Here is a 20126-nt window from a genome sequence, read left to right on the forward strand (position 1 = left end):
CGACAACCCGTTTTGACCACGATAAGCGTCGCCTCGTCGGCGAATCTGTATTAGGTTCGTTAATTACGGTATGGATTGCGGCTCGGCGACATTTGACAGGAGAAGTCATGCAAGGCGACAGCGAGATTCTCACTCTCCTCAATCAGCAGTTGACGAGTGAACTGACCGCGATCAACCAGTACTTCCTGCACTCCAAGATGCAGGACAACTGGGGGTTCACCGAGCTGGCCAAGCACACCCGGGACGAATCGTTCGACGAGATGCGTCACGCGGAGCGGGTCACCGACCGCATCCTGATCCTCGACGGGCTGCCCAACTACCAGCGGATCGGCACGCTGAACATCGGCCAGACGATCCGCGAGCAGTTCGAGAGCGACCTCGCCCTCGAGTACGAGGTGGTCAACCGACTCAAGCCCGCCATCGTGCTGTGCCGGGAGAAGCAGGACTCCACCACGGCCAATCTGTTCGAGGACATCGTGTCCGACGAAGAACACCACATCGACTACCTCGAGACGCAGCTCCAGCTGATGGACACTCTCGGCGTCGAGCTGTATTCCGCCCAGTGTGTCTCGCGGCCGCCGGGCTCGCTGGACTAGCGGGGCTCCAACCCCGGAATGATCTCGCCGAGACTGAAAGTCACCGGCCGCTCGAGCTGTTCGTAGGTGCAGGATCGCGGGTCGCGATCGGGACGCCAGCGATTGAACTGGGCAGTGTGCCGGAACCGCGCGCCCTCCATGTGGTCGTAGCGCACCTCGACCACCCGCTCGGGGCGCAGCGGGACGAACGAGAGATCCTTGCCGGCGTTCCACCTGGACCCGGCATTCTTCTGTGGTGTGCGTTCGCCCGCTTCGAGCGCCGCCCAGTTCCACGGATGGCCCTCGAATTCGGTTACCAGAGGCTGTAATTCGGTGAACAGCCGGAGCCGTTCGGCCATCGGGAAAGCGCCGATCACACCCACCGATGCCAGTGCGCCGTCGTCGTTGTAGAGCCCCAGGAGTAGCGAGCCGACCGCGTCGGCGCCGGACTTGTGCACCCGGTAGCCGGCGACCACGCAGTCCGCGGTCCGCTCGTGCTTGACCTTGAACATCATCCGCTTGTCGGGCTGGTAGGTGACGGTCAACGGTTTGGCGATCACACCGTCGAGCCCGGCGCCCTCGAACTCGGCGAACCATCGCTGCGCGGTCTCGAGATCCGTGGTGGCAGGCGTGACGTGAAAGGTCGGACCGCTACCGGCCAGCGCCTGCACCAGCGCGGCTCGCCGCTCGCGGAACGGCCGCCCGGTGTAGTCATCGTCGCCGAGCGCGAGCAGATCGAACGCGATGAACGCGGCCGGGGTTTTCTCGGCGAGCATGCGCACCCTGGAGTCGGCGGGGTGAATCCGCTGCTGCAACGCTTCGAAATCCAAGCCGGCCTCGGTGGCGATCACGATCTCGCCGTCGATCACGCACCGCTCGGGCAGCTCCGCGATCGCCGCGCTGACCAGCTCAGGGAAGTACCGGGTCATCGGCTTCTCGTTGCGGCTGCCCAAGACGACGTCATCACCGTCGCGAAAACACACCGAACGGAACCCGTCCCATTTGGGTTCGTAGGAGGCGTCGGGCGGGATAGCGGACACCGACTTGGCGAGCATCGGCGATACCGGTGGGTTGACGGGCAGCTGCATCGGTTCATTCTCGTCTCGTGCGCGTTGGCTTCACGCCGGTAAGTTGAAAAGGGTGAGCGGACTCCAATTCAACCCGTCCCGCTGATGGCGGCCAAGGCCGAAGAGGTCGACGTCGACGGTGTCGCCGTCCGACTCACCAACCCGGACAAGGTGTATTTCCCCAAGCTCGGGTCGAACGGCACCAAAGGCAAGCTGGTCGAGTACTACCGAACGGTTGGCGCCGGGCCTCTGCTCACCGCATTACGGGACCGGCCGACACATCTGCAGCGCTTCCCCGACGGCATCGAGGGCGAGGAGATCTACCAGAAGCGGGTTCCCGAGAAGCATCCCGACTATCTGCAGACCTGTCGGGTGACGTTCCCGTCCGGGCGAACCGCCGACGCACTGAAGGTGACCCATCCCTCCGCGATCGTGTGGGCCGCCCAGATGGGCACAGTGACGTTGCACCCGTGGCAGGTTCGCTGCCCGGACACCGAGCACCCTGACGAGTTGCGAGTGGACCTCGACCCGCAGCCGGGCACCGGATTTGCCGAGGCGCGCACCATCGCCGTCGACATCCTCAAGCCGGTGCTCGACGAACTCGGACTGGTCGGCTACCCGAAGACCTCCGGCGGGCGCGGGGTGCACGTGTTCGTGCGCATCCGGCCGGACTGGGACTTCATCGCGGTCCGCCGCGCCGGGATCGCCCTGGCGCGCGAATTGGAGCGTCGCGCACCGGATTTGGTGACCACCTCCTGGTGGAAGGAGGAGCGCGGCCAACGGGTCTTCGTCGACTACAACCAGAACGCCCGCGACCGGACCTTCGCCAGTGCGTACTCGGTGCGGGCGACGTCGATCGCCACGGTGTCCACTCCGCTGACGTGGAAGGAACTGGCCACCGCGGATCCTGACGACTTCACAATGGCAACGGTCCCGGCGCTGATCGCCGAGCGCGGTGACCCGATGGCCGAGCTGGATTCGGTTGCCCATTCGATCGATTCACTGCTGGAGATGGTGGCCGCCGACGAAGAGCGAGGTCTCAGTGACCTGCCCTACCCGCCGAGCTATCCGAAGATGCCGGGCGAACCGCCGCGCGTGCAGCCCAGCAAGAAAGTCGCGGCGCACTGGGACGACGACGGCAACAAGGTCTAGTGCTGACTAAGCAGACGCTCGACTGGACGGGTGCTGTCGAAAGCGCCTGATCTGATGCAATTCGCCCGGTGATCCCAGGGACGGCGGCGGCAACCGCGTTGATTGAGCGCTGACGTTCGAGAATCAGGCCGCGAAAGTTGAAGCGCGAATGCTCAATCGATGCTCGATTGCCTCAGATCCTGAACACGTCGGCGGCATGGACGTAATTCCCCGGTTGACCGCATCGATGTACTGCTCGGAAATCGACATGGGTTGATCCTCAACGGGGAGTGATCGTGACGGGCATGTGCCGGACTCCGCTGTGCTTATTGCTGCGGACGTATTCGATGGGGCCGGTCAGCGTCACGGAATCGACCCGGTCCAGCAGGACGTCGAAAATCACCCGCATCTCCATGCGAGCCAGTGATGCACCGAGGCAGAAGTGGACTCCGCGTCCGAAGGCTAAGTGCGGGTTAGGGTTTCGGTCGATGTCGAAGGCGTAGGGGTCGCCGAACACGTCCTGGTCGCGGTTGGCCGAAGCCCACCACAGCGAGACCTTGTCGCCGGCCCTGATCTGCTGGCCGTGCATCTCGATGTCGCGTGTGGCGGTGCGCCGGTTGTACGGAGTGCTCGATGCCCAGCGCAGCAGCTCCTCGACCGCTGTTGGAAGCAGTTCGCGATTTTCGCGCAACCGTTCCCAGGTCTGCGGTCGCTCGCTCAAGGCCGCCATGCCGATGGCGATGGAGTTGCGGGTCGTCTCGCTACCGGCGGCCACGATCAAACTGAGGAACAGGCGCTGCTCGTTCTCGCTGAGTGGCTCGTTGTTGATCAGCGCGTGCGTCACGATCGACAGCAGATCGGTGGTGGGGGGTTCAGATCGCTTGCGTACCAGCAAGTTCGTGCCGTAGGTGAACATCCGTGCTTGCGCTTGGGCGACGCGGTCGCTGATCTCGCCGACTTCGCGCCCCTCGTAGTCGAGTGTGACGTTGGCCCAGTTCATCAACTCATGACGATCGCTTTGGGGCACTCCCGCCAGCTCCGCCACAGCCTGTAACGGCAACTCGGCGGACACGTCGATCAGAAAGTCGCACTCGCCCTTGGCGATTGCCGCGTCGACGATGTCGACAGCCCGGCGGCGAAGGTCGTCCTCGATGGCTCGCAGCGCGCGAGGTGTCGTGCTCGGTGTCAGCAGGCGGCGAAACTGCGCGTGCCGCGGGTCGTCCATCATGTTCAGCAGCGCGCCGACGGCGAATTCCATCGGCATGTCTTCCAGCGTGGTGCCGCCGCCCTCGCGGTCACCGCCCGTCTCGGACGAGAACGTCGCATCGTCTGCGGCCGCGGCGACGATGTCGGCGTAACGGCTGAGCACCCAGAAGCCCTCACCGCCGGGGGTGTGGGCCGTCGGTGGATGCCACCAGACAGGCGCGTCTCGACGCAGATCGTCGAAGACGCGATAGGGAAAGCCGGCCGTGAACTGATCCAGGTCGGCAAGGTCAATGTCGTCCAACTTCGGCATCGCATCCTCCGGGAGCCTCGTCAGTTCAGACCATACGCGTGGCGACCGGGTGTCCTGTCGGAATCTTCGCCGACCGATCACATTCAGCCGACCCATCACATTCATAGGTGAGAGCCAGGCGGGTTGGCTATTGCCTCGGCGGCGACCTGTGATAGACACTCAGCAAACTAACGACTGGGCAGATCGGCCGTCGCCGCTGTGACGCTGAAGGGTGATGCGATGAGGCACAGTGACAGCGGGCAGAGCCGTCGGAACAGCAAAGGCCGCGCACGCCGCCAGCCTTACGCGTGGCTGGGTGCCGGTGCCGTCACGCTGGGCCTCGGCGCCGCGCTGGTTGGCGGGTCCGCCGTGGCCTGCGCCGACACCGGGGCGGGGGCGGGCAGCGGTACGGCCCACTCGGCGCGTCACAACGCCGCGACATCGTCGAGCGCAAAGACCAGCTCGCGAAACGCCTCAGCCGCCGCGGCGAGTAATGCCACCGCGGCAGCTGTCGCCGACACCGAGGCAACCGAGACCCAGACAACCGCCACCAGCACGCCTGGGCTGGCTCATTCCGCCCTCGTGCGCACCACCACGACCGACACCGGCGCCGCAGCCAGCGACAGCTCGTCGAGCACCGCCGCCACTTCGACCCCGAGCAGCTATTCCTGGTTGCCATCGACACCGCCGACTGTGGCGGATGTCGCGGTGAACCTGGCCCAGTCGCAGATCACTTCGGCCCAGTCGCTGTTGCAGCAACAGACGTGGGGCAGTGGCAACTTCGCCGCGGGCTTGGTGTCCATCGCTCCGCAGATATTGCTCTCGCAGGCTGCGTTGGCGTTGAGTACCTGGGAAATCGCAACACCAAAAGCCCAGTCGCTCTACGCCAGTACGTCCGGCGTCCCGATCGTGCACGAGCTCGCCGGGGTCAGCCTGCTGGGCGCGCTGCTCCTCCCGACGCTGGCCACCACCGCGCTGACCGCCGCGAACGTGTTCCTACCGCTGGTGGGTGCTTTTGAGGGGACGAGCAGCATCTCGCCGATCCAGAACCTGGTCACCACGGCCGCCCAGAACGGCCGGGTGTACGGCGTGGTCCTGGTCAGCATGAAGTCCACGACCGAGCCGATCGTCTACATCTCGATCAACGGCGGACCCAGCACGCCCGTTCTCGTCGACACCGGATCGTCGGGCCTGGTGGTCACTTCCGCTTCGGTGGGTGACGCGGCACCCCTCGGCCCGGCGACCGGTACCGGTACCAGCGGCTACAGCGGCGGGTTGAGCTACGGCTACACCACCTACACCACGACGGTTGACTTCGGCAACGGCATCGTTTCCGGGCCGACGAGTGTCAACATCGTCGACCCCGCCGACGCTGCGGCGGCTTTGGCCTTCTTCCACCAGCTCGGTGGGGCCTCCGGTGTGCTCGGCATCGGCGCCAACTCCGCCGGCCCCGGACCAAGCCTCGTGACGACCTCGCTGCCCGGTGACCTCAGTCAGGGTGTGTTCCTCTACCAGAGCCTGTTCCTCGGTATCGCCGGCGTGATGGTCTTCGGCCCCAACCCGCTGCCCACTCGCACGTCGGTCTCCGGTTCGCCTGATGCGTACCTGCAGGTGAAGATCAACAACGGGTCGGCGCAGAACGTCGGCGCGATCATCGACTCCGGCGGTGTGTACGGCACGATCCTGTCCTCCATGATCGGCTATCAGAGCAACGTGCCGGTGGGAACCCAGATTTCGGTGTACACCTCGGACGGGGTGTTGCTGTACTCCTACATCGTCACCTCGCAGAACGCGCCGACGGTGATCTCGAGCGGGTTGATCAACACCGGGTATGCGCCGTACCAGCACGGCCCGGTCTACATCGATTACACCTACTCCGACAACACCACGCCCTATGGCCAGGGTTCGACGAACTTCGACTACGCCTGATTCGTTGCCGCTGAACGAGACTCGCTTGCGTCGGCAAGTTCAGCAAATCCCCAGCTGACGAATTCCGGAATTTGCCGACCCGTAAGCGCTGGCGGGTTTACCCTCCGCACAGGCACTGTTGCCGTCGGTCGGGAGGGACACACTCATGGGCGCTTCACGGTTTGTCGGTCGGGTTGGCGGGTTGGCGGTGGCCCTCGGGGTTGGCGCCGCGTTGTTCTCCACGGGATACGGTGTCGCTTGGGCTGACTCGTCGACGGGATCGTCGGCGGGAAGCGGGAATTCCTCGACGGGCAGTTCCTCGAGTGCCGGGTCGAAGGGATCGTCCCCGGCAATCGCGTCGTCGAAGCGGTCGGCCAGCGCCGGCTCGGGCCAGGTGGTCAGCACCGGCGGAGCCAAGTCCAGTTCGCAGAGCACGAGCGCCGGGGTGGGCCAGGGCAAGGCGGCCACTGCGGTGTCGTCTCAGGGGTCCAGCTCGGCTGAGGCCACGGCAAACAACGTGACGACCACGAGCGCGCAGTCGGTGTCGGCGAGCACGCCGATTGCCACGCGCCTGACCACCGCGGTGCATGACGCAATCGACCAGCTCTCCGGTGGACTGCCGACGGTGCCCGCTGATTCGCCGCTCGCACTTGCGTTTGCCGCCCTGCAGCGCCGGGAAAGCGCCGCGGCGAGCAGCGTGACGTCATCGCTGACCACCACCGCGGCGTTGATCCAAAGCAGCAATCCGATCGTCGTCAACCCGGTCCTCGCCATCGTCGACGGCATCATCAACGGCAGCACCGGGGCGACCACCACTGGTACCAATCCGCTGATTTACACCCTGATCAGCGGCCCGAGTGCCGGCGGCAAGATCACGTTCTCGAGCACGGGTGACACCAACTACGTGCTGGGCAACTTCACCTACCTGCCGGACAAGTCGATCCTGACCTCGGGCAGTGAGCAGTTCAAGATCTTGGTATCGGAGAAGACGCAGTTCGACAAGATCCTTGAAAGCATCCCGATTCTGGGCGGATTCGTGCCGCAGGTGCTCGTCGTCATTCACCAGACGCCGATCCTCGGTACGCTGCTGGCGCCCATCATCGGGTACTCGCAGCTCGTGACGTTCACCGGGGATCCGTCGGCGTTGAACCCGACGGCCAAGCCACTGGCATTCACGTACAAGATGCCGTCGTTCGACGGCACATTGATCAGCCTCAACTGGTTCCCGGCGTCGACGTTGGGCCCCAACGGAGTTCCGGCCGGTGACGTGGCACCGACCATCCTCAACGGCCCGGGCCTGGCCACTGCCGGCCAGACTGATCCGTACACGCCGTACGGGATCAGCGAACTCACTCCCGGTGTGCAATCGCTGCGCAACGACGGCTATAACGTCGTCACCTGGGATCCCCGTGGCGAGTTCGATTCCGGCGGCATCCTGCAATTGGACAGCCCGGCCTTCGAAGGCCGCGATGTCACCGCGATGATCAACTGGATCGCGACCCAGCCGACGTCGGCTCTCAACGGGCCCAACGATCCCAAGGTGGGCATGGTCGGCGGCTCCTACGGTGGCGGCATCCAGCTGACGTCCGCGGGCACCGATCCTCGTCTCGAGGCCATCGTGCCGGCCATCGCCTGGAATTCGCTGAACAGCTCGCTCTATCCGGACGGCGCATTCAAGACCGCCTACTCCTCGCTGCTGTTGCTGTCGCTCGTGCTGAGCAACGCACGGATCAACAACCAGATCTACGTCGGCGTCATCACCGGCGACCTGCTGGGCATCCTCACCAACACTGCGAAAGCCGTGCTGGCGAGCAGCGGGCCCGATTTCGTGGTCGGAAACATCAGCGCGCCAACGCTCTTCCTGCAGGGCACGATCGACGTGCTGTTCACCCTGCAGCAGGCCATCGACAACGCAGAGGCGCTGGCGCCGGGCGTGCCCGCCCAGATGATCTGGTCCTGCGTCGGCCACGGAGTCTGCCTGACCCCCGACACGACCGGTACCCGCAACCTGGACGCGACCCTGAACTGGCTCGACAAGTACGTCAAGGGTGAGGCGGTGCCGGCGGCGCCGAACTTCCAGTACACCGACCAGTTCGGGAACTGGTTCTCCTCCAACGATCTGCCGACTGCGGGCAGTGCGTTCTTCGGTCCGAATTTCACCGCTGCCAGCGGGGCATCGGGTGGGACTCTGGGCATTGTTCCGATCATCGGCGGCTCGGGCCCGGCCCCGCAGGCCTCGATTCCGTATTCGCTGGGTTTGGCGTCGAAGGCCAGCAACGCGATCAACGTCAAGCTGAATTTGACCGGACTGGATCAGACGGTCGGGGCGCCGACGCTGAGCTTCGACTACCAGGGCATCGGGACCAGCCGCTTCGTCTACGCGCAGCTGGTGGACAACAACACCGGCCTGGTGGTCGGCAACCTCGTCACGCCGGTACCGGTCACCCTCGACGGGCGCACGCACAGCGTGACGTTTAACCTGGCCAACATCGTGTACACGTCGGATGATTCGGTGGACCCGGGCGATCTGACGCTGCAGATCACCAGCTCGGCCACGGCGTACGAGAACTTCACCGCATTCGGCGTGATCAACATCTCCAACATCGGCCTCACACTGCAGACCCCGGCGACGATCACCCCGGAGCCGTAAGGCGCAGACCGTTCGCGGTCAGTTGGTGGCCGGTGCCAGCCGGCTGGCCGCGAACTGTGCCGCCTGGTTGACCACACCCGCGGTGACGTACTGACCGTGGGCGGCGAGGTCCATCCCGTTCGAGCAGATGGGATCGCCTACCAGGCAGTAGTCCATCGCCTTGGAGCCGTACAGAACGCTTCTCGTGGTCAGCGGCCCCCCGCCGAGCTTCCTCGACGGGTTACCGAAGACCACGACCGCAGCGACGTGGCTGGCAACGGCGTCAGGCATTGGGGTTGGAGTGCCGAACGCTGTTCCTGCAGTGGTAGTGAGCAGGTCGATGATGTCGGCGCCCTGCGAATACCCGCTCAACACCAGCCGGGTGTTCGGGCACGCCGCCACCAGATTCTGAACGTGTACCCAGCCGTCGGTGGCGCCGGTGGTGGTACCTCCGGCCAGATCCAGATTGGCTGGGTAGTTGATGCCGTAAACGGACAGCGATTTGCCGGGCGCTTGTGCACTTAATGCGTTGACCAGCGCCTGTCCCACCGGATCGACCGGCGGCACAGTGTCGGTTCCGCGCGCATAGACAACGTGGATATCGGGGCAGGTGTCGGCCAGCGCGACCGGCATGGTCATCGAGGTCAGATGTGCGGCACTCGTGATAGCCGCCGCAGCAAAGATCCGAGCGGCGTGGGTGTGCACCGGTGCATGTTGGCATCGGTTGGCGTTTGACGTCTTAGGCGCGCCGACGCAGACGGGAAGCCGCGGGCAAATTCACAGCCGTCGGTGTTGCGGCGGGTGCGGTTTCCCTGACGGGTGCCTTAAGTCGTTGGCGTGCAGAAAGATTCGAGTACCGCCGACCTCCGCCGCCGCGTGCGCGAGCCTCTGCCTCTATCGGGGCACCACCCCGCGGGCCTTCGGCAAAGCCAGATCGTTGTACGTGGCGATGCCGGGGGGTGCGGCGACGACGGCCGGGATCGCGTGAATCGGCGGCAGCGCCGTCATGATGTGGCCCAGTACGAAGAAGTCCTCGATGGACTTGGCGTTCTCGATCATGTCCATCGGGGGCAGGAAACCGACCTGCATGTTGACCGTCGGGCGGCCGTCGATGGTGATCTTCCAGCCGTCGCCGTCGAGCTGCCAGTCGGGCTGAAGTGTGGTGCCCTTCTTCCAGCGGACGTTGATGTCGATGACCGTCTTGCCGTTGGCGATGCCCTGCCAACTGGCGTAGACCCCGGCCACGTGGCCGGCCTTGATGGTCCACGACGCCATCGGCAGATCCTCCGTGGTCTGGGCGTACTCCGACACGCATCTGATCTCGTCCAGCTCGACGCCGAGGGAGTCGGCGACCAGCTGCACGGCCTCCGCGAACACCGCGGTGCCCTTGGCCGCCATCGGCTGCAGCGCGGGATCGTCGATGTGCATATCGAATCCGACTGGCCGCTCGGTGTCGGGGGAGTCGTAGAGGGTGGTGTCCGCCGACTCGGCGATGGTGACCTTGTCGACGCGATCGCAGGCGGTGGCTGCCACGATCGCCAGGAGTTCGGCGAACCCGGGGCTCACGCCCGAGCCGAACATCGTCGACCCGCCGGCCTTGCACGCCTCCTCGATGCGGGCGCGGCCCTCGCCGAGGTTATGGCCGGTGATGAACGACGCGGAGGCGACCACGTTGACGCCGGCGGACAGGATGCGGACCAGTTCGTCGACGTTGATCCACATCGGGTTGTAGACCACGCAGTCTGGCTTGAGGGCCAGTAGCGCGTCGATGTCGTTGGTCGCCGTGACCCCCAGTGGCTCGATGCCGACCAACTCGCCGACATCGCGACCGGTCTTGTCCGCTGACCAGGCGTAACAGCCGACTAGTTCGAGTGTGGGGTTGGTGGCGATCGCCTGGACGGAGCTCTTGCCGACATTGCCGGTCGTCCACTGGACGACCCGATACGGGGAAGTGTTGTGCACTCGCTCAGCATAGGGTGCGCAGGACCTCGAATGGTTGCCCATGCGCAGATCGAGATGTCTGAGTGATCAGATGCTGTCCCGCTTCTCCGTGGTTGGGGAGAAGGATCGGTTGCGGGCGTCGATTTGGTCTTGGGTGGCCGGGACCAGCCGTTCGCCTCCCGGTGCCGCGGTTGCCTGCGACCGTGTGGCGTGGGGGCGCTGGTCGTGTTCATATTGCTGCCACGCCTCGGTGACGTCACCGGGGTGGTCGCGGAGTGCTTGAGCGAGAAACCATGCACCGGTCAGAGCGAGGCTGGTCCCGCGTCCCGACAGATTGGAAGCGCAGTGCGCGGCGTCCCCGACGAGGACGACTCGACCGCGGTGCCAGCTGGACATGTGAATCTGGCTGACTGAGTCGAAGTACAGTTCCGGATCTTGGACCGCGGCGTCAACCAGTTCGGGGACTCGCCATTCGGTGTGACCGGCGAAAGCATCGACGAGGATCTGCTTCTGCGCAGTGAGATCGTGATAGTCATAGTCGATCCAGGGTGATCGAAACATGAAGACCGCCAAGGCTTTGTCGTTGAAAGCCGCGATGCCGGTCATGTGACCCGGGTAGTTGTACATCGGATTGGTTCGGTCGACGGGGGTGTAGTCGGGTAGAGCGGCCAGTGCGACATAGAAGCCGAGGTGGCGGAGGAATTGCTGTTCGGGTTCGAACGTGAGCCGGCGGACCGCCGAGTGCATGCCGTCGGCGCCCACCACGAGGTCGTAGCGGTCGGCGGCGCCTGAGGTGAACCGGATGTTGACGCCGCGATCGTCGTCGTCGAGTTCGGCGATGGATTCGCCGAACCGCAGCTGTGCTGACGGTCCGAGTTGGTCGTGGAGGATGGTGGCGAGGTCTTCGCGGGGGATCTCTATGTCGTTGGGGGAGTCGTTGATCTGGTCAAGAGGCGGTTCTGCCACCACGGCGCCGCTGCTGTCGACGAACTGCACGCGTTCGCTCATGTCGATCCGGAGGTCGCGGATCTGTCCGAGCACGCCCATCTTGTCGGCGATCTCGATCGCGTCACCGCGAATGTCAATGGGGGAGCCGTTGACCCGCAGATGGCCGGCGCGTTCGAGGACGGTGACATCGTGGCCGTCGGCGCCGAGGTTGATCGCGGTACTCAGACCTGCGATACCTGCCCCGGAAATCAGAATGCGCATAGATAGCCCCTTCCAGCAGTTAGATACAGTTCGTATCCTGAACATAGACCCGTGTTTTAGGATACGCAATGTCTCTTAACGTTGGCGGTGCGCCGCAACGACGCCGTGGCCGCGCTTTGGAAGAGGCGCTGCTCAACGCCGCGTGGGAGGAACTGACCGAACGCGGCTACGACAGCTTCACGATCGACGCCGTTGCGGCGCGGGCGGGTACCAGTCGCGCGGTTCTTTACCGGCGCTGGCCCAGCAAGCAGGAACTGGTGCTGGCCGCGTTGAAGTGCGAGGTGGGTAAAGACGTCATCGTCAGCCCCGACACCGGCAGCCTCCGCGGCGACGTCATCGCGCTACTGCAGCAAGCCAACAAAGTCAGAGTCGGATTGGCGACGCAGTTGTTCACCCAGCTCGGCGGCTTCTACCGCCAAACCGGCACCAGCCTGGCCGATCTCAGTACCTTCGTCCAAGGAGGCCGCAACCCCCACATGGAGCAGGCGATCCAGCGGGCCGTCGACCGCGGCGAAATTCGACTAGAACAGGTCACCGAACGCATCGCCCGCCTACCCGTCGATCTATTTCGCTACGAAATTCTCATGACGTTGCGACCGTTGTCAGACGAAACCATCGAGGACATCGTCGACACCATTTTTCTCCCGCTTCTCAGCCCCAAGAGCCCGCCGGGCTGAAACGGCAAAAATCAGCGAGAGCCCGGACGCCCCGGCCTACTCCGGCTCGTCGACCGCGATGCCGACGCGGTTGCGCCGGCGCAGCCGGTGGTTCGTCTTGCCGGTCGGGCGCTTGTTGCGCAGTCCACCGGATTCGTCCGCAGCTTCCGGCTCGGGATCGGTTTCCGCGGTCACCTCGGCCGGTTGCTCGTCCTTGACGGCTGGTTCCTCGGCTTCTTCGGTCGCCGCAGGCTCACCGGCCGATTCGGCGTCGTCTGACCCCTCGGCTTGGGCCGGGGACTCCTCAGCGTCGGCCGACTCCTCAGCCTCGGAATCCTTGCCGCGCTTCTTCTTGTCTTTCTTGGGCTTCGCCGGCTTGGGCGGCTTGGGCGGCAGTTCGGCGGTGTAGGCCAGGTAGAAGGCCAGCAGCGCCAGGACCGCGACCGCGGCGGCGGCGCCGTACACCCCGAAGAGCCACGGCCCGCCGGCGTCCAGGCTGACCCAGATTTCGGCGACGGCAGTCCCCACGATCAGAACGCCGGCCAGCACGTGCAGCACCACCGACGACAACCGCAACCGCAGCGCCGGCTGCGTGGTGCGGAGCTCGGGTTTGCGGCTGCGCAGCAGGGTGAGCAGGACCGGCAGCGCGGCCAGTGCCATCAACACCCCGGCGACGATCCGCAACACCGTGCCCAGCGTGTGGGACGTATCGCCCATCAATTCCCACCACCGCGGCAGGACGAACAGGAAGTACAGAGCGCCGGACAGCACCCACAACGTGAGGTGCACTGCAGTCGCGACCACGCGCCCCATACCCCTCCTCACAATCGAAATCCGAGGTGCGACCAGGCGCTTTGACCCCCCGATCGCACCTCGGACAGGTGCGGAGGATAGGGGATTTGAACCCCTGAGGGCTGTTAACCCAACCCGCGTTCCAGGCGAGCGCCATAGGCCACTAGGCGAATCCTCCGTCGGCCATGGTAGCCGACTTGGGAAGTGCCTCGCCCCGGCTGCCTGGTGGGCCGCTCCCCTCCGGGTATTACACTCGCTCTGGACCCCGCGCGGCGTCTATCCTGTGAACTCCCCCAGGGCCGGAAGGCAGCAAGGGTCAATGGGCTCTGGCGGGTGCGCGGGGTCCCCTTCTTGTGAAAGGCGCATGGTGTCGTTTTTGTCCCTGGGCCCCGAGGAACTGCAAGCGCAGCACGAATTGCAGCGGCAGAACTACGCCGACCTGCAGGCCAAGAAGCTGTCCTTGGACCTGACGCGGGGTAAGCCGTCAGCTCAGCAGCTCGACCTGTCCAACCAGCTCTTGAGCTTGCCCGGCGAGCAGTACCGCGACGAGGACGGCACAGACACCCGCAACTACGGCGGCCTGCACGGTCTGACCGGTCTGCGGTCGGTGTTCAGTGAGCTGCTCGGCATTCCGGTGCCCAACCTGATCGCCGGCAACAACGCCAGCCTGGAGCTGATGCACGACATCATCGTGTTCTCCTTGCTGCACGGCGGCGTGGACTCGCCGCGGCCCTGGAGTCAGGAACCGGTGCTGAAGTTCCTGTGCCCGGCACCGGGATACGACCGCCACTTCGCGATCACCGAGAGCTACGGCATCGAGATGATCGGCATCCCGATGGGCGAGGACGGGCCCGACGTCGACCTCATCGAGGAACTCGTCGCCGCCGACCCGGCGATCAAGGGCATGTGGTGCGTGCCGGTGTTCTCCAACCCGACCGGCACCACCTACTCGTGGGAAATAGTGCGCAGGCTGGTGCAAATGCACACTGCCGCACCGGATTTCCGGCTGTTTTGGGACAACGCCTACGCCGTGCACACCCTGACGCTCGATTTCCCGCGGCAGGTCGACATCTTGGGCCTGGCCGACAAGGCCGGCCACCCCAACCGGCCCTACATCTTCGCCTCGACGTCGAAGATCACCTTCGCCGGCGCCGGCGTGAGCTTCTTCGGCGGCTCACTGGGCAACATCGCGTGGTACCTGCAGTATGCCGGTAAGAAGTCGATCGGCCCCGACAAGATCAACCAGCTGCGGCACCTGCTGTTCTTCAAGGACGCCGACGGTGTGCGGCTTCACATGCTGCGCCACCAGCAGCTGCTCGCACCCAAGTTCGCGCTGGCCCTGGAGATCCTCGACACGCGGCTGACCGACTCCAAGATCGCGTCCTGGACCGAACCCAAGGGCGGCTACTTCATCAGCCTGGACGTGCTGCCGGGAACCGCCAAGCGCACCGTGGCGCTAGCCAAGGATGCCGGTATTGCGGTCACCGAGGCCGGCGCATCGTTCCCGTATCGAAAAGATCCGGACGACAAGAACATTCGCATTGCCCCGACGTTCCCGCCGGTGTCGGATCTGACGGACGCGATCGACGGCCTGGCCACCTGCGCACTGCTGGCGGCCACTGAGTCCCTGCTGGGCCCCGCCGCTGTCACAGACAGTCGGTAGCCTTCACCCGTGGCGCTCTACCGCAAGTACCGGCCGGCAACCTTCGCCGAGGTCGTGGGCCAGGAGCACGTCACCGAACCGCTGTCCACCGCGCTGTCGGCGCACCGGATTAACCATGCGTACCTGTTCTCCGGCCCGCGCGGCTGCGGCAAGACGTCCTCGGCACGCATCCTGGCCCGCTCACTGAACTGCGAGCAGGGCCCGACACCGACGCCGTGTGGTGTCTGCGATTCGTGCGTGGCGCTGGCGCCCAACGGCCCGGGCTCGGTCGACGTGGTAGAACTCGACGCCGCCAGCCACGGCGGTGTGGACGACACCCGCGAATTGCGTGACCGCGCGTTCTACGCACCCGCGCAGTCGCGCTACCGCATCTTCATCGTCGACGAAGCGCACATGGTCACCACGGCCGGTTTCAACGCGCTGCTGAAGATCGTCGAGGAGCCACCCGAGCACCTCATCTTCGTGTTCGCCACCACCGAGCCGGAGAAGGTGCTGCCGACTATCCGGTCGCGCACCCACCACTATCCGTTCCGGCTGTTGGCTCCGCGGACGATGCGCACGCTGATCGAGAAGATCGTCGCATCGGAGAGCGTCCAGGTCGACGATGCGGTGTATCCGCTCGTGATTCGCGCGGGTGGCGGCTCACCCCGCGACACTTTGAGCGTGCTCGACCAGCTGCTGGCGGGTGCCGAAGGTAATCACGTCGCCTATCAGCGGGCGCTGGCGCTGCTGGGTGCCACCGACGTCGCCCTGATCGACGACGCGGTCGACGCACTGGCCGCCGGTGACGCGGCCGCGTTGTTCGGTGCGGTGGAGTCGGTGATCGACGCCGGACACGACCCTCGCCGGTTCGGCATCGACCTGCTCGAGCGGTTCCGGGATTTGATTGTGCTGCAAGCAGTCCCGGACGCCGCGGCCCGCGGCGTGGTCGACGCCCCGGATGATGTGCTGGAGCGGATGCGCGACCAGGCTGACCGCATCGGCCCTGCCACTCTGGCCCGCTACGCCGAGGTGGTGCACGCCGGCCTGGGGGAGATGCGCGGCGCGACGGCTCCGCGTCTGCTCCTGGAGGTGGTGTGTGCCCGGTTGCTGCTGCCATCGGCCAGCGACACCGAGTCGGCACTCCTGCAGCGCATCGAACGCATCGAGACCCGGATGGACATCTCGATTCCGGCGGGCGAGGCCGCGATGAGTACCGGTGCGCCGGCGCCGGCGCCGGCCAAGCAGTACGTGCGCAAGACGCAGGCGCCACCGCCTGCTGCCGCGCCTGAGCCCGAGCCTGTTGCGCAGCCAGCTAGCCCCGCGCCCGTTGTCGAGGTGCCGAAACCGGAGCCCGCCGCCGAGGCGCCCAGGCCCGCACCGGAGCCCGTCGCCACGCCTGCACCGGAGCCCGAACCGACCCTTCCTCCGCCGGCGGCCACCGAACCCGCCGCGCCACCGACTGCTGCGGCGGGTGAGCCCGGTGCGGCGGCCGTTCGAAGCATGTGGTCGACGGTGCGGGAGAAAGTTCGTCAGCGCAGCCGCACCACCGAGGTGATGCTGGCCGGGGCGATCGTGCGTGCCGTCGAGAACAACACCCTGATCCTCGGGCACGAGTCGGCGCCGCTGGCCAAGCGGCTCTCCGAACAGCGCAACGCCGACGTCATCCGCGATGCGCTCAAGGACGCGCTCGGCGTGGATTGGCGGGTGCGCTGCGAGGTCGGCATCGGTCAGCCGGTGCAGGAGGTCGAGCCGCTGCCGCCTGAGCCCGAGGCCGACCCGGTCGAGGTTCAGCGCGCCGAAGAGGACAGCATGATCGCCGAGGTCGGTCGCGACGAGGACACCGCGCCCCGGCGCGATCCCGAGGAAGTAGCCCTCGAGCTGTTGCAAAGTGAGCTGGGCGCCCGCCGCATCGACGGCTGACCGATTCTGTGAGGGATCTCGTCGCTCCCTGTGCGTTCCCTGTGCTGCAGAGCGCGCCTGGCACACAGGCCCCTACCGTCTACGCATGAGCATCGACACCCGTCGCCTAGGGGCGACGTTGGCCGGATGCGGCGCGATCGTGGCCGCGATGTTCGGCCAAATTCCTTCTGCAGCAGCAGATCCCGATGCCCCGCCGCCGCCAAACTGCACTGCCGCCGACATGGAAGGCGTGCGAACGGGTGTGCAGTTCGCGACCTCGGCCTACCTGTTCACCCATCCCGACGTGAACGCGTTCTTCACCAGTCTGGCCGGGGTTCCCCGGGCGCAGGTGCTCGAGCGGGTGAAGGCCTATATGGCCGCCAACCCACAGACGGCCGCCGACATCACCGGGATTCGACAACCGTTGGTAGACATCAAGAATCGCTGCGGCCAGCTGCCCGGGTCGGCCGTTTAACTCCTAGGGCGTCCACCACGGGCGCAGCGGCAACCCGCCGTCGCCGCCTCTTTCGTCCAGCTTGACGGCCAGAACCTGGTGCAGCTGAACCACATTCGTCTCGAAGCCCAGCCGCGACCCGGCCATATAGAGACCCCACACCTTGGCGGTCGCCAGCCCAACCTCCGCGACCGCTTCGTCCCAGTGCTCGACGAGGTTGCGATTCCAGTCGCGCAGCGTCATCGCGTAGTGGTGGCGCAGGTTCTCCTCGTGCACCACCTCAAGACCCGCATCCTGGGCCTCGGTGATGATGCGGCCGGAGCCGGTCAGCTCCCCGTCGGGGAAGACGTAGCGGTCGATAAAGCCGCCGGCGCTGGGGCCGGTCTTGTTGTCCGGGCGGGTGATGCAGTGATTGAGAAGCAGCCCGCCGACACGCAATTTCGTCTTCAGGAACTCGAAGTAGGGCGCGTAGTTGGCCACCCCGATGTGTTCGGTCAGGCCGATCGAGGACACCGCGTCGAAACCGCTCTCCAGTACGTCGCGGTAATCGCTGTGGCGGACCTCGGCCAGATCGGCCAGGCCCTGCTCCCCGATCGCTTTCTGGGCCCAGGCCGCCTGCTCACGTGACAGCGTGACACCGACGGCCTTCACCCCATGCCGCGCCGCGTAGCGGACCATGCCGCCCCAGCCGCAGCCGACGTCGAGCAGCCGGTCCCCGGGTTTCAGCCGCAGCTTCTCGAACACCAGGCGGTACTTGTTCTCCTGCGCCTCCTCCAGCGTCGCGTCCACGTCGGGATAGCAGGCGCAGGTGTAAGTCATCGACGGGCCGAGCACCCACTCGTAGAACGTGTTCGAAACGTCGTAGTGGTGGTGGATGGCGTCGGCGTCGCGCTTCTTGCTGTGGCGCAGTCCCTCGGCGAAGCGCCGCCACCGCGGCAGCGCCTCCTGCGGGGGCGGGGCGATCGGCTTGAGGTGCTCGATGCCGATCGAGCGCACGATGTCGACCAGCACCCGCGGGGGTGGCAGTTTGAAGTCGAGTTTCTGGGTGAGCGCCTTCAGCAGCTCGTACGGGTCGGCGGGATGCACGCCGTGCATCTCCAGGTCGCCAGCGACGTAGGCCCGGGCCAAGCCCAAGTCGCCGGGTGCGGTCGCCAGGTAGGTGGTGCCGCGCGGCGTGAGCAGATCCAGACCCAACTCGGCGTCTTCGGGCCCGGCGCTACTGCCGTCGTAGGCGGTGAACTTCAGCGGCAACTCCCCACCGGCGGCGAGGATCTCCAGGATCTCGGCCAAGCTGAGCCTGCCCGGCGCGTGGGCTGCGTTGTCACGGTAGGTCGTCATTGTCGTTGCACCGCCTTTGCGTAGAGGTCCAGCAGTCGTGAATCCGGGTCGTAGGTCTTCTTCACAGTCTTGTACGTCTCGCCGCCGTAGAGGTCGTCGAACTCCTCGCGGCTGTAGAAGGCGTCGGAGTACAGCGACTTGTGGCCGTCGAGCTCGCTGATCTTCTCCTCGATCAGGCGATTGGTGTGGCCGGGGCTCGGTCCGGCCGGGACCGACGACCAGAACCCGAGATTGACGTAGCTGTGTTGAGCGCGCAGTGGGTACAGCGGCCAGCCGCCAGAGTCGTGCAGTCGCAGCGGGCACAACCAGATGGGCTCGATGGGAACATTGGTCAAGAACCACTCCACGAACTCTTCGGTGCGTTCGATCGGCACTTCCACGTCCTGGACCACCCGTTCCAGCGGTGGGCGGCCGTTGCGAGCCTCGATTCGGTCGGCGATGTTGAACTTCTGGTCGTAACCGATCAGCTTCCAGTAGAAGCTGCTGCGCCGGTAGCGGCGCGGCCAGAACCGGCGCAGCTTCGGATTCTGTGCGCCGAACGCCCGCGAGCACCAGAACCAGTCGGTGTCCCAGCGCCACAGGTAGTCGTGGATGGTCAAGCGGTCGTCCTTGACCCCGTCGGGGTGCTGGATGGACCGGTAGTAGATGTGCTGCCCGGTGTAGTCGCTGACGGCTCCCGCCGTGGGAGTCTGCATGCCCAGGCACAGGTAGCTCTCGTCGGCGCTGAACACCACGCCGTCGAGGTAGTCGACCCGCACGCCCTCGTAGCCGCCGGTATCGATGATGCGGTCCATCGCCGAGACCAGTTCGGCCACTGCGTGAAACCTCAGATGCTTGAGCGCGACGAACGGCTTGACCGATTCCAGCTCGATGCGCAGGCGAACCGAATAGCCAAGCGTGCCATAGGAATTGGGGAAGCTCCGAAACAGATCCGCGTGCTGGTCGCGACTGGCCGTGATGATCTCGCCGGTGCCGGTGAGGATGTCCATCTCGACGACAGACTCGTGCGGCAGGCCGTTGCGGAACGACGCCGACTCGATGCCAAGGCCCGTCACCGCACCGCCCAGCGTGATCGTCTTGAGCTGCGGGACGACCAGCGGGGACAGCCCGTATGGCAGGGTCGCGGCGACCAGGTCCTCGTAGGTGCACATGCCGGCGACGTCGGCGGTTTTCGCGGCCTGGTCGACAGAGATCACGTTGGTCAGTCCAGAGGTGTCCAGACCGGGGGCGGTGCGTTTGGCGCGGGCCCTGAACAGGTTGGACGTGGGTTTGGCCAGGCGCACGGAAGCATCCGGCGGTATGGCGCGGTAGCTGGCCAAGAGCCGGTCGACGCCGTCTGCGTGAGCAGCCAGTGCTGCGGAAACAGGCACACGACTACGCTAGTCCG

17 protein-coding genes, 1 tRNA gene and 1 other RNA gene are annotated in these 20126 nt (G+C 65.6%); 9 read left to right on the top strand and 10 right to left on the bottom strand.

Going from position 1 to position 20126, the window contains the following annotated elements; translation table 11 throughout:
* The first annotated feature begins 107 nt into the window (after positions 1 to 107).
* Complete coding sequence (gene bfr / locus CG716_RS11215; protein WP_094479474.1) at positions 108 to 596, top strand: bacterioferritin; 489 nt, start codon at positions 108 to 110, stop codon at positions 594 to 596.
* Here the strand turns inward: bfr and CG716_RS11220 are convergent.
* Positions 593 to 1663 (bottom strand): ATP-dependent DNA ligase, encoded by a 1071-nt coding sequence (locus tag CG716_RS11220; RefSeq protein ID WP_094479475.1) that lies wholly within the window; start codon positions 1661 to 1663, stop codon positions 593 to 595. The genes bfr and CG716_RS11220 overlap by 4 nt on opposite strands.
* An 84-nt stretch (positions 1664 to 1747) precedes the next feature.
* Here CG716_RS11220 and ligD point away from each other — a divergent pair, with 84 nt between their 5' ends.
* On the top strand, positions 1748 to 2794 hold the full coding sequence (gene ligD, locus CG716_RS11225) for a non-homologous end-joining DNA ligase (protein ID WP_165774106.1): 1047 nt from the start codon (positions 1748 to 1750) through the stop codon (positions 2792 to 2794).
* A 259-nt stretch (positions 2795 to 3053) separates the two neighbouring features.
* Here the strand turns inward: ligD and CG716_RS11230 are convergent, their stop codons facing one another.
* Positions 3054 to 4289: a cytochrome P450 gene (locus CG716_RS11230; protein ID WP_094479479.1), complete on the bottom strand. Its 1236-nt coding sequence runs from the start codon at positions 4287 to 4289 to the stop codon at positions 3054 to 3056.
* 219 nt (positions 4290 to 4508) lie between these two features.
* On the opposite strand from CG716_RS11230, the gene CG716_RS30165 reads away from it, so the two are divergent.
* Positions 4509 to 6197 (top strand): PecA family PE domain-processing aspartic protease, encoded by a 1689-nt coding sequence (locus CG716_RS30165; protein ID WP_165774107.1) that lies wholly within the window; start codon positions 4509 to 4511, stop codon positions 6195 to 6197.
* 39 nt (positions 6198 to 6236) lie between these two features.
* On the opposite strand, the gene CG716_RS30170 is transcribed toward CG716_RS30165, so the two are convergent.
* A complete protein-coding gene (locus CG716_RS30170) occupies positions 6237 to 6644 on the bottom strand; it encodes a YfiR family protein (protein WP_165774108.1) in 408 nt (135 codons plus the stop codon).
* A gap of 49 nt (positions 6645 to 6693) precedes the next feature.
* On the opposite strand from CG716_RS30170, the gene CG716_RS11240 reads away from it, so the two are divergent.
* A complete protein-coding gene (locus tag CG716_RS11240; protein WP_165774109.1) occupies positions 6694 to 8826 on the top strand; it encodes a CocE/NonD family hydrolase in 2133 nt (710 codons plus the stop codon).
* 18 nt (positions 8827 to 8844) lie between these two features.
* Here the strand turns inward: CG716_RS11240 and CG716_RS11245 are convergent, their stop codons facing one another.
* The 3 genes from CG716_RS11245 to CG716_RS11255 all read right to left on the bottom strand — a co-directional run bounded on the left by CG716_RS11245 (position 8845) and on the right by CG716_RS11255 (position 11955).
* Positions 8845 to 9510: a cutinase family protein gene (locus CG716_RS11245; protein WP_234817810.1), complete on the bottom strand. Its 666-nt coding sequence runs from the start codon at positions 9508 to 9510 to the stop codon at positions 8845 to 8847.
* A 189-nt stretch (positions 9511 to 9699) separates the two neighbouring features.
* On the bottom strand, positions 9700 to 10809 hold the full coding sequence (locus CG716_RS11250) for an NAD(P)H-dependent amine dehydrogenase family protein (protein ID WP_420093184.1): 1110 nt from the start codon (positions 10807 to 10809) through the stop codon (positions 9700 to 9702).
* A 24-nt stretch (positions 10810 to 10833) separates the two neighbouring features.
* Positions 10834 to 11955 carry an FAD-dependent monooxygenase gene (locus CG716_RS11255; RefSeq protein WP_094479486.1) on the bottom strand — a complete coding sequence of 374 codons (1122 nt, stop codon included), beginning with the start codon at positions 11953 to 11955 and terminating at the stop codon, positions 10834 to 10836.
* A gap of 68 nt (positions 11956 to 12023) precedes the next feature.
* Between CG716_RS11255 and CG716_RS11260 the strand changes: the two genes are divergently transcribed.
* Positions 12024 to 12632, top strand: coding sequence for a TetR/AcrR family transcriptional regulator (locus CG716_RS11260; protein ID WP_207760638.1), 609 nt, complete (start codon positions 12024 to 12026; stop codon positions 12630 to 12632).
* Between the two features lie 36 nt (positions 12633 to 12668).
* Here CG716_RS11260 and lucA read toward each other — a convergent pair whose 3' ends face one another.
* Both lucA and CG716_RS11270 read right to left on the bottom strand, forming a co-directional pair.
* The gene (gene lucA / locus CG716_RS11265) at positions 12669 to 13424 is read right to left on the bottom strand and encodes a lipid uptake coordinator LucA (RefSeq protein WP_094479490.1); all 756 of its coding nucleotides are present in this window, start codon (positions 13422 to 13424) and stop codon (positions 12669 to 12671) included.
* 71 nt (positions 13425 to 13495) lie between these two features.
* Positions 13496 to 13581: transfer RNA gene (locus CG716_RS11270), tRNA-Ser, on the bottom strand.
* A 78-nt stretch (positions 13582 to 13659) separates the two neighbouring features.
* Here CG716_RS11270 and ffs point away from each other — a divergent pair.
* From ffs to CG716_RS11290, 4 genes are all read left to right on the top strand, one after another.
* Positions 13660 to 13756: signal recognition particle sRNA small type (ffs, locus tag CG716_RS11275), an RNA gene on the top strand.
* A 14-nt stretch (positions 13757 to 13770) separates the two neighbouring features.
* The gene (locus tag CG716_RS11280) at positions 13771 to 15066 is read left to right on the top strand and encodes an aspartate aminotransferase type Ic (protein WP_094479819.1); all 1296 of its coding nucleotides are present in this window, start codon (positions 13771 to 13773) and stop codon (positions 15064 to 15066) included.
* Positions 15067 to 15075: 9 nt separating this feature from the next.
* Positions 15076 to 16968 (top strand): DNA polymerase III subunits gamma/tau, encoded by a 1893-nt coding sequence (locus CG716_RS11285; RefSeq protein ID WP_094479492.1) that lies wholly within the window; start codon positions 15076 to 15078, stop codon positions 16966 to 16968.
* Positions 16969 to 17053: 85 nt separating this feature from the next.
* Positions 17054 to 17422, top strand: a complete 369-nt coding sequence (locus CG716_RS11290) for a heme-binding protein (RefSeq protein ID WP_094479494.1) — start codon at positions 17054 to 17056, stop codon at positions 17420 to 17422.
* 3 nt (positions 17423 to 17425) lie between these two features.
* Here CG716_RS11290 and CG716_RS11295 read toward each other — a convergent pair whose 3' ends face one another.
* Positions 17426 to 18739, bottom strand: coding sequence for a class I SAM-dependent methyltransferase (locus CG716_RS11295; RefSeq protein ID WP_094479496.1), 1314 nt, complete (start codon positions 18737 to 18739; stop codon positions 17426 to 17428).
* Positions 18736 to 20109, bottom strand: coding sequence for an FAD-binding oxidoreductase (locus CG716_RS11300; RefSeq protein WP_094479498.1), 1374 nt, complete (start codon positions 20107 to 20109; stop codon positions 18736 to 18738). The genes CG716_RS11295 and CG716_RS11300 overlap by 4 nt, the downstream gene beginning before the upstream one ends.
* Positions 20110 to 20126 lie beyond the last annotated feature (17 nt).

Origin of the sequence: Mycolicibacterium sphagni, assembly GCF_002250655.1 — a bacterium.
GTDB lineage: Bacteria > Actinomycetota > Actinomycetes > Mycobacteriales > Mycobacteriaceae > Mycobacterium > Mycobacterium sphagni.